The following is a 14681-nucleotide window of genomic DNA, read 5'->3' on the forward strand; positions in this document are numbered from 1 at the left end:
GCATTTATCTCTTTCGGTATTTGAGATGGGGCTTTAGGAACTTTTCTCAGCTTGTTGTTGATCACATCAGAAGAGTAAAGCGTAACAATCATACTTCCCCCATGTCGTTTTGCCCGAATGAGTATTGGCTGGTTATATTGGTTTTGAAAGAGAAAGTCAGGACCTCCCCAGCTTACTGTAGCATCACGTCCGGGCGGAACATATGGCACGCTTCTTGTATGAGAATAGCGCTGAACGATTCGCAGCCCTGCGCGATCGACTGCATTAAATAGTGTAGATGATACCTGACAAATTCCTCCGCCCACACCTTCCGACAACTCACCTTTAACAATAATGGGCGCACTCTTATATCCTTTGTCCCGAGTTCTCATTCCGACAACTTGGTTAAATGAAAATGTCTCATTAGGGAAAACAACATGATTGTCAATCGCTTTTGCAGAAAGAGAAATATTATGTGATCGGCTTTTATTATTCGAATTAAAATATGTTACGTACTGACCAAGCCGCTGCGTACTAATGTGAGCAAGCATTTCGCTGTCAACTTTCGGATAAATGTTCAATTCTGGCACTTCTACCTTGGAGGGGCCTTGGCCATAGAAATATGCATAAAACTTTTCCATAAATGCCTGTTGATAGAGTTTGTAACCAACCCTGCCCGGGACGATGCTTCCCTGTTCGTTAAGCACAGCATTTATCGGCTCCCGGTAAACTTGCTGATCCAGCTGTTCGATGAATTTACGGTACTTTTCATGATCAATCATCGGAGTACCGGGAAGAGGCATTGTAAAGTTTTCACGATTAACAGTAGCAATCGTCCGTCCTTGCTGTGTGACCGTTAAGCTGTCAGGCGGCCCGCTCGGTTGAGCAAATAATAAAAGACCAGTGATCCAAATTTGTATCATAAGTCGGTTTACCTCCCGACCATTAGTATGAACAGCAGCTTATCCTTTGATGTATTTCTTCCCATCGTTTGTTTGAATATTTAGATGTTGATTCACTTTTTTTAGAGAAAATAGAAAAGCCCTCATAAGTGAGCTCTCTAATTATTCTTACCAATTCCCTGAGCTGACTGAAGCACACAGCTCAATTCGTTGTTTCAAGTTTAAAATCGACTAAAGTTATAGAGCATCTCCCTGGAATGAGGAATGCTTTTTTTGCTTATCTAAAATGAAAAAGATCCCTTATAACAACAATAAAATAATCTATTTCAATACTTTTTTATTGTAAAACGATAAATTCCATGTTAAATTCAGAATGACAACAAATCAGTGAGGTGTTTTTTATGAATCGAGTCTCAACACTCTTTTTAAAGATTGCCGTTATTCTTATTGGAATTCCGATTCTTGCTTTGTGCATTTTTGTGGTGCCTAAGATCGCCAATTATGCAGCAGAATTATTACCAAATATGGCTTATATACAATATCTCGTTTTCGTCTTTTTGTATGTAGCGGCGATACCTTTTTACTTTGCTCTTTATCAAGCGTTTAAACTTTTAAGCTATATTGACAAGAATAAAGCTTTCTCTAAAATGTCTGTAAAAGCTTTGAAGAATATAAAATACTGTGCGGTCACTATCAGTATCTTGTTTGCGGCAGGCATGCCATTCTTTTATCTGCTGGCCGAGATAGACGACGCCCCGGGTATCATAGTCATCGGATTGGTCATTATTTTTGCTTCAATGGTGATTGCAGTCTTTGCTGCTGTTCTTCAAAAACTCTTAAAAGAAGCGATTGATATAAAATCAGAAAATGACTTAACGGTCTGAGGTGATGAACATGGCAATTATTATCAATATTGATGTGATGCTTGCTAAAAGGAAAATGAGCGTAACAGAGCTTTCGGAGAGAGTTGGCATCACGATGGCTAATCTTTCGATATTGAAAAACGGAAAAGCAAAGGCCATTCGATTATCAACTTTAGAGGCGATTTGTAAGGCTTTAGAATGCCAGCCCGGAGATATTTTGGAATACCGAAGTGATGAAGACACACAGGATTCATAAAGAAGACAAAAGAAAAATAAAGTGATTTGGTGGTGATCCTATGGACGCAATCCTATGTCCATTTAGCTGCTATACGAAGCGTGCCTTACAAATATTCAGAGTATACCTTTGGAGGCATACATCATGAGAGCCTTAAAACAACTCGCTCGTTTTGGTTGGGAACAGGCCCTTTCATGTTTGTTTCCTGTCGTTATTTTTGCCTCTTTGGCTATTACACAAATCATCCCTCTTCCCTTCTTGCCACGGTATGACTGGCTGCTCATCATCTGTGTTCTCATGCAGTGGTGGATGGTGCGTTCCGGTCTTGAAACACGGGATGAATTAAAAGTGATCACATTGTTCCACCTTATTGGACTTGCTCTTGAACTTTTCAAGGTGCATATGGGCTCCTGGTCTTACCCAGAGGAAGGATATTCCAAAGTTTTCGGGGTGCCTTTGTATAGTGGATTCATGTATGCAAGTGTAGCCAGTTATCTATGTCAGGCGTGGAGGAGACTTAAGGTTGAATTGATTAAGTGGCCGCCGTTTTATGCAGTTGTTCTGCTTGCCGCTGCGATTTATTTGAATTTTTTCACCCACCATTATTCGATTGACATTCGCTGGTGTTTATCTGGACTTGTCATCATTGTCTTTTGGCAAACTTGGGTCATATACGAGGTGAATGGAACTCGTTACCGTATGCCTCTCGCACTTTCTTTTGTGCTCATCGGATTTTTTATATGGATAGCAGAAAATATCGCAACATTTTTTGGGGCCTGGACGTACCCAAATCAAACCGAGGCATGGAGTCTCGTTCATTTAGGAAAGGTGAGTTCATGGCTTTTATTGGTAATTGTTAGCTTTCTTATAGTAGCGACGCTAAAACAAGTTAAGGGACAGAGTCATATAAAGGCAGAGACCGGTGAACCTTTTTTGGGTTGAAGTTACCCCAGCGTACAAAGACCGAATAAAATGAAAAAGCAACGTTCAATTGTTGCTTTTTTCTTTTAACTCTGCCGGTGAATATTCATCTTCCTCTAAGGTTAACCCGCAGAATAATAGTTAGAAATGTCATTTGCCACTAGATCTTTTTACTGCATTCTTCCTTTAATAACATCGATAAAGCTCCCCGACACTTTTTATAGAACGTTCATAAGACTTGAACGATTACGGATTCAGATGACGACTGCTTTCAACACCTTGATAAATTCATGCGCCGCCGGCGTTACATCATCAAATGAATGCGCGATGACGCCAATATCACGGGTGATCCGGGGAAAGATGTCCTTTTTAATCAATTGATGCGGGACAGATGAAAGTGTAAAGTTTGAAATAATGCCTACGCCCAAGTTGTTTTTGACCATATTGATCAAGGTTTCGGCATTTTGCACAGTCAAGTTTTCCTTTAATTCAATGTGATGCTGCTGCAACGTATTTGACATTGCAATTTCATGACCGCCTTTGCAAAAAATAAGGTCATCTTGATATGTGTTGAGGTCGACATGCTTTTCCTGTTTTAATTCGTCATCTTGCGGAGGGATGACTGCCACCATATAGTCGTTGCACAATAGTTGATTGTCAAACGGTTCAAATGGAGATGCTGCGATCCCAATATCAACCGCCCGATCCTCGACCCAACCTTTGATTTGATCAGAGGTCCCCTCGACCAATTCTATGCGGATCAGCGGGTATTTTGCTCTGAATGCCGCAATCGCCTGCGGCATGATATTTGTTGAAACAGCAGGAAATGAACCGATTTTCACCTTCCCGCTTAACAGCTTGTTTTCCCTGTTGGCTACTTGATATATTTTGCTTTCAATCCCCTTCATTTGCCTCGCCAGCAGTAAAATGTCCTTTCCGACGTCAGTCAGCATTAAACCATGATGTTTATCCCTGATCAGCAATTTGAGCTGCAGCGAGCTTTCCAGGTTTTTAATCGCTTTGCTTACCGCCGGCTGAGAGATGAACAATTCTTTTGCCGCTTCTGTAATGTTCAATTTCTCCCCGACTTTTACAAATATGTGAAGATGGTTCATGTTCATAACCATATGGTTATACCCCCGATAATAAAAATGTATTTCAGTTATATACAAATGTAACATATGATTGAAACCAGCACGATATTTAAACAAGAAAGGCGGCTTAATAATGGTAAAAGTCATGCTGGGAATCATTTCTGTCACACTTATCTGGGGCTATACTTGGGTTGCGATGAAAGTAGGAATTCATGACATCCCCCCGCTTTTATTCTCGGCTTTGCGCCTGTTCATCGGAGCGGTTCCTTTATTTCTCATTCTCTTCATTAAAAGAAAAAAACTTTCAATGGGAAAAGAACATATCAAAAGCTATATCTTCATGAGCCTGCTTATGGGTTTGGGCTATATGGGGATCTTAACGTATGGAATGCAGTTTGTCGATTCAGGAAAAACCTCTGTTTTGGTGTATACGATGCCTATATTTGTTACGGTGATCAGCCATTTTACATTAAACGAGAAAATGAATGTGTATAAAACGATCGGGCTGATAAGCGGCTTCTTCGGACTTTTATTTATATTTGGAAAAGAAATGCTGAATGTCGATCAAAGCGCTTTATTTGGAGAACTGTGCGTCCTTGGGGCAGCGCTTAGCTGGGGAATTGCGAATGTGTTTAGCAAGCTTCAATTCAAGCATATCGATATCATTCATATGAATGCCTGGCATCTTCTGATGGGAGCCGTCATGTTGTTGGTGTTTTCCTTTATATTGGAACCGGTTCATTCAGCCGAATGGACATATCAGGCGGTTTGGTCATTGCTGTTTAATGGTTTGCTTTCTACAGGTTTTACATTTGTCGTATGGTTTTGGGTGCTCAATCAAATCGAAGCATCAAAAGCATCCATGGCATTAATGTTCGTTCCCGTACTGGCTCTATTCTTTGGATGGCTGCAATTGCACGAACAGATCACCATGAACATTATCAACGGAGCTCTGATGATATGCTGCGGCATTTTTATGAATACATTTACATTTTCACGACAGAAAGTGTGAATTTTTAAAGAAATACTTTTTCCCTGTCGATGTTGGCCTCGTATGACAGGAGACGGCTAGTATGAGAGCGTCTTCTAAGTCCTGACGGCAGTCTATTAAATAATGAAAAAAGCTAATGTCTGAATGTGAGACATTAGCTTTAATGGCTGGCGTTTAGGTTGGTGAGCAAGTCACTTGCAGGCAGCTTTATTTGCAAAACCAGGTTGCTTTTTATCATATAATTGCACTGTGCTTAAAATCATTTATTTGATTTAAAAAAGTGTCTAATTCGGCAGAATTAAATAATAATTGCTTATGTATAAAAAGGATTCTTTTATCTAAAAATTCTTAAATACTGAATGAAAGAAAAACATCAAAAGAATGATGGCTAGTACAATCACAATCTCAAAAGTATGTGAACTGCCATCTTCTTTTTCTTGTTCAGTCTTCTCCCTCATTTGTTCCCTATATTTTCTTTGTATTTCATCTTTTTTCTTATCCATCTTACTCGACTCCTTTCAAAGTAAAGCCAAGCAATTGTGAATTAGTAAAAATCAACCATCACCTTTCACCTTCATTTTTTCCCATTATTTTTGTGAAAGGTAATTAAAATCACTGTTGCTAATATTGTTAAGATTGATGTCTTTGTTTATTTCTTGTGCATACGGTTTAATGAAATCCACAATAGGTGTCATATCAAAAGGAAAATCAAAGTCCAGCAACTCAGAATTTGATTTATATACCTGTTCTTTAACAAAGAAGTGACAATCTGGTTTCATGTTTAACAGACCATCTATAAAAGAAAAGGTATCAGCTGTAAAGTCTTCAAGATATCTTTCTTCAGTGAATGTAATGACCTGAATAAAGTTTGAGGAACCCTCGTATTCATTTTCATCCTCTATACCAATTAAAACTGGATTATCACACAGCTTTTCTTTTCTTTTTGAATCTACAATTAAGATATAACCATAAATATCTGAAGTTTCTTTTTGTATGACCTGAAAAAACTCGACTTCATTTGTTCTAAGAAGCCTGTAAAATTTCAATTCCATATAAACCTCACTCTGAATAAAACGATTATTCATTTACTTTTATGCCACAATTCTTCACTACATTCTTAAACAAAAAGCAATCTATTCAGATATACTCTTTAGTGTTTTCTTCTCTCATCTTTTTGTTTAGTTCGAAACCAATTAAGACATTGATAATCGCAGCTGGAAAATATAAAATTCCTGCACCCATAATTCCTATCGCCGTACTTGAACCAACGATAAATGATTGCATTGCTACACTTCTTGCCTTCAAACTAAGTAACACAAGAATTCCTGCTAAAACACCTATAAACCGAGCATTACCCGAAATAAAGAAATCAGATAAGATCCCAAATAATTGTCCAACGATTGATAACAGAATTCCTATAAAGCTGGAAAGCACAACTAGTTTTTTAATGACTTGACACCCCTTTCAAAGCCTTTCATTCAACTACTTAAACCGTTTTTGATATAGATTTTTAAGTATAGAATCCCACGCTACAAACACTTCAGCAATCCACCACTCTCTTTCCGTTCAGTCCAATACCAAATGATCCTAATATCCATTATGGTCGCTATGACAATTGGATTACACATTGTTTAAAAGTTCTGTAAACAGGTATTAAAATGAAAAAACTTTTTTACATGATGTATTCTCATTAGTAAAGTTTAACATTTTCACAGTAAACAATTCTATACTTTTGTGTATAAAACTGCCGTTTCATTCAGATATTAATCATCTTGGCCGTTTCCCTTATTTCTACGCCACCAACGAGCTACTACTGCAGGTATTAGCAGTAGAGTACCGACAATAAGCAACATAAACAAGATTATAAACAGTGCTCCTGTTCCCGGAACAATTTCTTCATAGGTAATAAAGCGTTCATCCCCCTGCAGGACGAAGAACCGAGAATTTTCGAGAAAGGCTAGATGAAAGGCTATAGACGTCCATAAGCTTTTTGTTACAATACGCAGGAGTTGAAGGATGAATCCAAAAAACAACAATAAAACAATATAATCTAATGTGATAGCAGGTGATTCAATTCCTGCTATATATTGCAAACCACTTACAGTTAATGGTGCAAGCACAAATAGGATCGGCTGTAGGAGTAAGGCTATGAAACAATTAAATCTCCTGTTCAGAGCATTGTACACCGTCCCACGAAAAGTTAATTCCTCTGGAAAAGCTTCATAAAAAAAAGCGATCATCATGTTTAAGAGCAATACAGTAACTAAATGGGCAGAGAAGTGAAATTGTGTAACTTTGATCCAGCCCAATAAATGGGCGATAGCGAATCCAGATGCTGATAGAACAATCACATACATTGCGCCCATAATGGCTTTCGGAATGGCTTGCCGCCACCCAGACAGTCCGATAGAGTAGCATGGTCTACTAGAAAACCGCTTAAGAAGAATGTAGAGCAACGGGACAGTAATTAATGTCACTAAACCTGCTTGGATACCTTGCTTCAAAAGCTTGGAAGCTCCCGCTTGGCTAGCCATTGAACCGACTAAAGTAGCAAAAAACAAAGCAAAAACAAACGTTCCCCAGCTGAGCAAGATCGTTGCCAACCATTTTGGATGATTGTTTTGTTTTCCGCTTTGGTTATGATAAGTATTCATTTGGATGCCCCTTTCACATCATTCATATAAGCACTAAACAAGAAAATAAATTGCGCAACTTATTTAAACTTTATTATTACGATACGTTCTAGATGCTGTTATTGTTTCAAATTTCTTCCTTACCCTACTTCAGTTGCGTCGATTTTTTTTAATAAATAGACATAATCCAGCATTCAAGGTTATTTAGACTTTAACAAAAAAATGCCCTTCCAGTTTCAAGGGCATTTGGTAACGATTCTATCAATTTATTGTATTCATTAACTCGAAGAAGTATTCAGGTTTATGGGTCTTATTAAGCTTATACCACGAATGCAATGTATCTGGTGCAAATACATCTAGTTTTTTCAGTACTTCCATCGCAAATTCCAGGGGAGCTATTCCTGATGCAGTTACCAAATTTTGATCAGATACTGCAGGTCCCATCTCGTAAAATGTTTCTCCTTTATAAGCAGGACAGACCATTTTCATATACTCTAAATCATTGCTTGTATGCTTTCTAGAATCTAAGTATCCATGATTCGCGAGACCCTCGGTTGCACCACAAATGGCAGCAACAACCGTGCCAATCTTTAAAGCTTCGCCAACTTTTTTCAAGATCGGTTGATGAATATCTTCTCCCCAAGTATTCCCTCCGGGTAAAATGATAAGATCATTACTCTCAAGAGTACACTCATCAAGCGAAATGTCTGGTTTTATGCTTAGCCCTCCCATCGTCGTAATCATTTCTTTATTAGCTCCTACTGTAACTACTTTTAAAGGTGCAACCTCTTTTTTAAAATATCTCCCTGAATGAAGTTCTGCAATTAAATATCCATATTCCCAGTCTGACATTGTATGAAATACATAAAGATAAACTTTTTTTGTTTGCATCCATAACACTCCAATCACAATTGATAAAGCCCATTAGAATGACTTTGTGCCCATCCTTTAATGCCGTATGGGTGGCAATAGGAACAATTATAAACATCTCATGCTACACCTGCCCTATTATCATTGATGTAACATTTCGCATAATGTTTACCTTTAAATTGGTGTTTTTCTATTTTCTTGTTCCACTCTTTCCCCTTGTTCTCTTAACTTACTAAAAATCAAAAAAAGATGAACGAATAGGTTTTTATTTAAACATCTCATTGGAAATATATCGATTTCACTCCTATTTTTGTGGTATTAATAGAAAGTGAATACAAAATAAATTGAATGAGGAGGCCCGATTCATTTGAAAAATAAAGCGACATTAAAACTTGGAATATGTATTGGACTTTTATGTTTAAGCCTTACTGGTTTCAAACCCTTTTACGGATCAACGCATGCTGAAGCAAAAGGTATAGGAGACACAAAAATGACAAGCTGCATAACGAATAAAAAATTTGTTCAACTTGAGAAAAAATTTGATGCCAGGCTTGGCGTTTATGCAATTGACACAGGTACAAACAAGACGATCGCTTACCGTCCGAATGAACGGTTTGCTTACGCATCAACCTATAAAGTTCTAGCCGCAGCTGCTGTCCTGGAGAAAAACTCAATTGAAAAACTTAATGAAGTCATCTACTACAGCAAAGACGATCTTGTTACATATTCTCCAATCACAGAAAAACACGTAGATACAGGTATGAGCCTGAAGGAAATCTCAGAGGCTGCTATCCGTTACAGCGATAATACTGCTGGGAACATATTGTTGCAACAACTTGGCGGCCCTAAAGGTTTCGAAAAGTCACTGAAACAGATTGGGGATCATGTAACCAAGGCAAATCGATTCGAGACGGATCTAAACTCTGCCATTCCTGGAGATATTCGTGACACAAGCACCGCAAAAGCATTAGCAACCGACCTTAAAGCTTTCACTGTGGATAACACTCTCACGACTGATAAGCGCACGATCTTAACTGATTGGATGCGGGGGAACGCTACTGGTGACGAACTGATTCGGGCAGGCGCTCCTATAGGGTGGGAAGTCGGCGATAAATCTGGAGCCGGAAGTTACGGAACACGAAACGACATTGCTATCGTTTGGCCGCCTAATAGAGCTCCTATTGTTTTGGCAATCCTATCAAAACGGTTTACGAAAGATGCTAATTATGATAATGCTCTTATCGCTGAGGCTGCAAAAGTCGTCCTTAACGATCTGAAATAGTAGATGAAGACTCCTTTTTGGAGTCTTCTTATTCTGAAACCGGTTTATAATACTATTGGTTTATTCGGACTCACTTCCCAATATTTCGTATCGTTAGAAGACACTAATATATCAAATCATATCTCAAAATTAGAGTCTAAGTTAACCGCATCTTCAAAATCATCAATTGAATCGAGGTATAACATATATTCTAATCCATTTCTTGATTTGTGTGTACGTATCTTCCACCATAATAATACCCAATTAAAACGTACCCCTCGGGGAAATCTTGAACTTCATTATATTCAATGATTCCTTCTATACTGAGTATTTCAACCCCTTCAAACATTTCCATCCCATTATGTTGTACAAAAACTCTTTAAAATCATTAGGAAAAGTAACACCTAACTTCTTTTCTAAATTGCTAATTTCTTTAGGACTTGCTGGATCTTTGAAGTGAATGGTTTTTCCATTAGTATCCATCTTGTTTGATTCCATCAATGAAGCACATACCAATAGACTTTTAGAGTACACTTCTATTAAGGTTAAAAAAAGATCGGCAGATGCACGAATATCTAACCGATCTGCAATAGAATAGCTCCTCTTAGAAGCTTCCAACACCATTTGATTCTGGAACTTCCATACTCAAACACTCTGTGTTCTCCCAGTTCCGTTACATTTTCCTTCGTTGTTACAGTCAACATTTCACTAGCTGGTGATGCCTTACCTGAAACACTATTCGCTTTTACCGTATCGTCATAACTAAGCTATTAAAAACGTATCGTTATACACTGTACCAGATGCGGTGCGAATTTTCTGATCAGCTCTGTATACCTCATATTCTTGTCCATTATTGGAGGTTCGACATCATCGCATTAGGTTTACATCAATTACGTTATAAAAGGCATTAGAGGTATCCGCAACATCCCACACCCCTAGAATGACATGATAACCACTGCGATCAGTTGGTACATAAATCTTATGAGATAGATTAGTATCAGCCTTTGAGCCATCATGATCTACAGTTCCAATTAATTCAAACTCATCTCTTGTTAAAGGTTTGTTTGGATTCCAATCTTTCTTGGTTATATAATAGTGCCACTTTGATGTTGCATGAGGAGCAGTATAGTGCCAAGTAAAGGTGTTTAGACCCCCACGGATGTTTTGTTTCACCCAATGATCTGCAGTTTGCCTGTCTAACCCAAAGTCAATTTGACCCGAGCCTCCATTTGCTGATGCAATTTTCCCATCTGGCGGACCCGCGGACGGAAACCCTTTTGGTCCCTCTACCGATTGAGGATTATCAATTACGGAACCATACTTTTGATTAGCTGCCGTCCAACCAATTATTTGTTTTTCTAATGAACCCATGTACGCTCTACTAGCAGGTTCTTTTATATACCCGTGTGCAGATACATCACCTGCAAATAAAGTAGCACCAACACCTAGAATAGCAGTTAGAACAGCCCCTTTGATAAAACCCTTCATTACTAAATCATTCCTCCCTTTATTGTAAAATATTTCTCTTTCCTACTATAATAATTCATTACGTGTGAGGTAATCTCCTTCTTTATCATTGAAGGCGTAAAATTTAAAGAATTTCATGCTCTCCAGTTCCTTTGTTCTTCAGCTTTTTGACAAAACCTCCTTGCATACAGCTTTCCATTTTTGTCACAGATACCGAACACTTTATCAATCTCTACCTGATCTTTTGGAAACTCTATAAAACTCATATCATCTGCAGTATTATTTAACCCTGCCGCTCGATATGTGTGGTATTGATTCCTCTACACCAATTTTTAATAAAACTCTGCAACTTGAATCAAAAACTGCAGCTGGGTTCTTTACTTGTTATGTACTTCCCCTGAATCGTCTTAATTAGAAACAAGGCATTTTCCTCTTTCTCTTTAAAACACTTGTTTTATTCAGAATCCTTGTAAAAAAGAATCCATTTTGCAATTCAACATCAAGAAAATCTAATTCTTCTTTATTGTCATTTTATTTGGTCTTGATCGCACGTATTCTAAATGTAGCTTTGACATAAAGTCACCGATGTTAGAAATAAATTCCCTGACGTTTAAAAGAATGTCGGCGATGCATTTTTCCTTAGATAATGCCTAAAGTTTTGTTCTTTTTAACTAAACGGGGCACTATAATTGAGCTATAGGTTCATAGAAAGAAAACAATTAAAAGGAGGATTTTTGTGTTTCAAACCTTAGACCATTTTTTAAAATCTTGGGAGTTCGAAGCCGATGCAACACAGAAAATACTAAATAGTCTAACTGATGAATCACTTAAACAGGAAATAACTTCACAAAATTGGACTTTAGGCCGTATTGCTTGGCATACTGTCGCTGCCATTCGCATCATTACCTCAAACACAGACTTAACATTTCACGCTCCAGCTGAAGATTATCCTGTTCCTGCTTCGGCTCAGTTTATAGCAGACAGCTATCATCAAGCCAGTAATGCATTTGTACAGGCATTAAAAAACCAATGGACTGACCATACACTTCAAGAACATATCAACTTTATTGGCCAACAATTGCCAAATGGTTCACTTTTGATGTTTTTGATTCAACACCAAAATCACCATCGAGGACAAATAACGGTTCTTATGAGACAAGCAGGATTGCCTGTTCCAGGTATTTATGGGCCAGCAAAAGAGGAATGGACAAAATTTGGTTTGGAACCCCCGCAAATGTAATCAAACTTTTTTTATAAAGAAGTTAACCCATTACAATATATAAAAGCATGTTTTGAACAATCTTATTTCAAAACATGTTCTTTCCTTTTGTTCATTTATCAATATTGTTATAAACATAAATTTAATTAAGTTTTATTCCAAACTTAGACTAAATAATATTGCCTGAGTGATCAGGATTACAAAAAAACACTGATAAGGTGACTATATTCGACTTCTTCCATTTTCGTTGAGAACGGCTTTTCACATTGTTTACACTTTATTTGACCTCACCTTATTTAATCCATATTTTCCACGTCGCTTTTCTGATTAAAATTGTTGTTTTATTGGGATTCTTCATCAAAAAAGCGCTCTGCTTTCTGCTGCAGATGCGCTTCATCTCTCGAAATATGGGTATGGACATATACCATCATTCCAGATTATTTGGACTTTATAACTCTATCTTCTAGTTGCTGAATCTTTCTTAAAAGCTGCTAACTCTCAAATTTTTAAAAACGTAGACGGTATGCCTCCAATATAGTTACAACATAAGCTAAGAAAATCCTATAACATTGTTCCTCGGGTTTGCATATGGAGGGCTAATTTATTCCTCGAGAGATCCACAAAGAATGGATCTCCCCTGTATATCACTTTTCTCCGTCATAAGGAATTGAGTAATGGTAAAGTCAAATGTATCTACTAACGATTCAACGCACATAAAAGTTGATCTTAACTAATTGAATCACCCTTAGCTTATTTTTAATATCAATTAAGTAAGTCTCCTGATGGTCAGTTTATTAGATAATTTTCCAGCCTCTTTTTTGATGTGTTTATAAATGCTGCTAAAGATTCTATGTTCTAAGTAGGAGGTGATATTTTGTTTGTATCGCCAATGTTGCTACATCCAATAATAAAGACCTTTTGTTGAAGAGGTAAGATTTAAAAATTTCTATTAGTTCATTTCCACTCTTCCTCTAAAATAGCGTAATAATATTCATCCCACCATTCATTGCCTTTGGGAATACATTTTTTAAAGAAGCCTTCTCTTCTCATTCCAATCTTCTCCATAACTCGGTATGAAGGAATATTCTCAGGTTGACACGTAGCTATAATCCTATGTAAGTTCATTTCTTTAAATCCATATTCCAAAATAGCTTCTGCTGCCTCAGAAGCATACCCTCTATTTTGATAATTCGGATTAAACACCCACCCAATCTCAAATGTATGTTCACCAAAATACTTATAAAAAACAATATGGCCTATAAGAGAACCTTCATCTATTAGTACTACAGGAAATTTTTCAGCGTTATCACCTCTGTTTTTATTTACAAATTCTTTTGCATCTTCTACAGTAAAAACCCCTTCTGGTATATACTTCATAACATTAGCATCTGATGTATACTCATATACAGCTTGCCAATCTTTGAATTCAAATTCACGTATCAATAACCTTTTTGTTGTTATATGCATTAAAGTAACTCCCATCACCGTCGCCTCTTAGTAACTCACAATAACAAAAATTTCTCAAGGAACGATCAGCAGCCCGTTAGCTATCCCTGATTAAAGATGATCTGTTACCACACTGTTACGTTAGAACTTCCACTACTTTGATATCCCTCTGTCGCTAAGACTTGGTAAGACCAATTGCTACCCAGATTCATTCCATGACTCTTCCATGCGTTAACATGATTGCTGAAAGTGATTGTAGCGTTGCTTCCAGTTGGTCTCTTCGACTGACGAACACTCCAGTACTGCGTAAAAGTAGTGCTTGGGCCATCAATGGAAGGTGCGTTATAACGTGTAGTTGTATATATGTCATATGTACCCCCATCACTGTTTACAGTACCTTTATACGTTCCTGTTGGTCTATAAGTACCCCATGAATCCACTACATAATATTCTATGAGAGGTGATCTCGTCCAACCATATAAAGTCAAATATCCATTGCCATTCGGCGCCCAAACTCCGGCATTATAGTTTATTGTCCTAAATGGCGAACCTGTAGTCCAACCTTTACCAACAACGAAATTTCCGGTATTAGACCAATTAACACTGTAATTCCCGCCAGACCCATTGACAGCGTTTACTATTCCGCCCCCATCAGTCCAATTTTGCCAGTAGTCTGTGCTAGCTGCAGAGGCGGTTGCCGAAAACAAGCTAATACTCATTAAAGCTGCCGTTAATCCAACTAAGAAATTCTTTTTAAACTTAAACATATGTTACCTCCTTAATATTTTTTCTGACTTTGA

15 protein-coding genes and 2 pseudogenes are annotated in these 14681 nt (G+C 37.6%); 6 read left to right on the plus strand and 11 right to left on the minus strand.

Going from position 1 to position 14681, the window contains the following annotated elements:
* Nucleotides 1-902: VanW family protein (locus RAC86_RS24715; protein ID WP_377886111.1), on the minus strand; the 902-nt coding region annotated here is incomplete at its 3' end.
* Nucleotides 903-1282: 380 nt separating this feature from the next.
* Here RAC86_RS24715 and RAC86_RS24720 point away from each other — a divergent pair.
* The 3 genes and pseudogenes from RAC86_RS24720 (at nucleotide 1283) to RAC86_RS24730 (ending at nucleotide 2921) form a co-directional block, all read left to right on the plus strand.
* Nucleotides 1283-1765: a DUF2975 domain-containing protein gene (locus RAC86_RS24720; RefSeq protein WP_072566386.1), complete on the plus strand. Its 483-nt coding sequence runs from the start codon at nucleotides 1283-1285 to the stop codon at nucleotides 1763-1765.
* A gap of 10 nt (nucleotides 1766-1775) precedes the next feature.
* Nucleotides 1776-2020, plus strand: a pseudogene (locus RAC86_RS24725) (helix-turn-helix domain-containing protein).
* Between the two features lie 103 nt (nucleotides 2021-2123).
* A complete protein-coding gene (locus RAC86_RS24730; RefSeq protein WP_072566387.1) occupies nucleotides 2124-2921 on the plus strand; it encodes a DUF817 domain-containing protein in 798 nt (265 codons plus the stop codon).
* Between the two features lie 233 nt (nucleotides 2922-3154).
* Here the strand turns inward: RAC86_RS24730 and RAC86_RS24735 are convergent, their stop codons facing one another.
* Entirely contained in the window at nucleotides 3155-4027 is an 873-nt protein-coding gene (locus RAC86_RS24735; protein WP_014114018.1) for a LysR family transcriptional regulator, read from the minus strand.
* Nucleotides 4028-4127: 100 nt separating this feature from the next.
* On the opposite strand from RAC86_RS24735, the gene RAC86_RS24740 reads away from it, so the two are divergent.
* Nucleotides 4128-5006, plus strand: a complete 879-nt coding sequence (locus RAC86_RS24740) for a DMT family transporter (protein ID WP_377886112.1) — start codon at nucleotides 4128-4130, stop codon at nucleotides 5004-5006.
* A 317-nt stretch (nucleotides 5007-5323) separates the two neighbouring features.
* On the opposite strand, the gene RAC86_RS24745 is transcribed toward RAC86_RS24740, so the two are convergent.
* From RAC86_RS24745 to RAC86_RS24765, 5 genes are all read right to left on the minus strand, one after another.
* A complete protein-coding gene (locus RAC86_RS24745; RefSeq protein ID WP_072566388.1) occupies nucleotides 5324-5488 on the minus strand; it encodes a hypothetical protein in 165 nt (54 codons plus the stop codon).
* An 84-nt stretch (nucleotides 5489-5572) separates the two neighbouring features.
* Entirely contained in the window at nucleotides 5573-6037 is a 465-nt protein-coding gene (locus RAC86_RS24750; RefSeq protein WP_061186335.1) for a hypothetical protein, read from the minus strand.
* 85 nt (nucleotides 6038-6122) lie between these two features.
* Nucleotides 6123-6419, minus strand: a complete 297-nt coding sequence (locus RAC86_RS24755) for a permease (RefSeq protein ID WP_080490486.1) — start codon at nucleotides 6417-6419, stop codon at nucleotides 6123-6125.
* A 329-nt stretch (nucleotides 6420-6748) separates the two neighbouring features.
* Nucleotides 6749-7639: a CPBP family intramembrane glutamic endopeptidase gene (locus RAC86_RS24760; RefSeq protein ID WP_072566390.1), complete on the minus strand. Its 891-nt coding sequence runs from the start codon at nucleotides 7637-7639 to the stop codon at nucleotides 6749-6751.
* A gap of 240 nt (nucleotides 7640-7879) precedes the next feature.
* On the minus strand, nucleotides 7880-8509 hold the full coding sequence (locus RAC86_RS24765) for a type 1 glutamine amidotransferase family protein (RefSeq protein WP_072566391.1): 630 nt from the start codon (nucleotides 8507-8509) through the stop codon (nucleotides 7880-7882).
* 340 nt (nucleotides 8510-8849) lie between these two features.
* Between RAC86_RS24765 and bla the strand changes: the two genes are divergently transcribed.
* Entirely contained in the window at nucleotides 8850-9770 is a 921-nt protein-coding gene (gene bla, locus RAC86_RS24770) for a class A beta-lactamase (protein ID WP_080490487.1), read from the plus strand.
* A gap of 28 nt (nucleotides 9771-9798) precedes the next feature.
* Here bla and RAC86_RS24775 read toward each other — a convergent pair.
* Nucleotides 9799-10232 (minus strand): annotated as a pseudogene (locus RAC86_RS24775) (SMI1/KNR4 family protein).
* A 384-nt stretch (nucleotides 10233-10616) separates the two neighbouring features.
* Nucleotides 10617-11237 carry a lytic polysaccharide monooxygenase auxiliary activity family 9 protein gene (locus RAC86_RS24780; RefSeq protein ID WP_014114028.1) on the minus strand — a complete coding sequence of 207 codons (621 nt, stop codon included), beginning with the start codon at nucleotides 11235-11237 and terminating at the stop codon, nucleotides 10617-10619.
* 715 nt (nucleotides 11238-11952) lie between these two features.
* Here RAC86_RS24780 and RAC86_RS24785 point away from each other — a divergent pair.
* Nucleotides 11953-12456 (plus strand): DinB family protein, encoded by a 504-nt coding sequence (locus RAC86_RS24785; RefSeq protein ID WP_072566393.1) that lies wholly within the window; start codon nucleotides 11953-11955, stop codon nucleotides 12454-12456.
* A gap of 933 nt (nucleotides 12457-13389) precedes the next feature.
* On the opposite strand, the gene RAC86_RS24790 is transcribed toward RAC86_RS24785, so the two are convergent.
* Nucleotides 13390-13902, minus strand: coding sequence for a GNAT family N-acetyltransferase (locus RAC86_RS24790; protein ID WP_072566843.1), 513 nt, complete (start codon nucleotides 13900-13902; stop codon nucleotides 13390-13392).
* Nucleotides 13903-14006: 104 nt separating this feature from the next.
* Nucleotides 14007-14648 (minus strand): endo-1,4-beta-xylanase XynA, encoded by a 642-nt coding sequence (gene xynA / locus RAC86_RS24795; protein ID WP_014114032.1) that lies wholly within the window; start codon nucleotides 14646-14648, stop codon nucleotides 14007-14009.
* Nucleotides 14649-14681 lie beyond the last annotated feature (33 nt).

The sequence above is a fragment of the Bacillus sp. LR_5 genome (genome assembly GCF_042709275.1).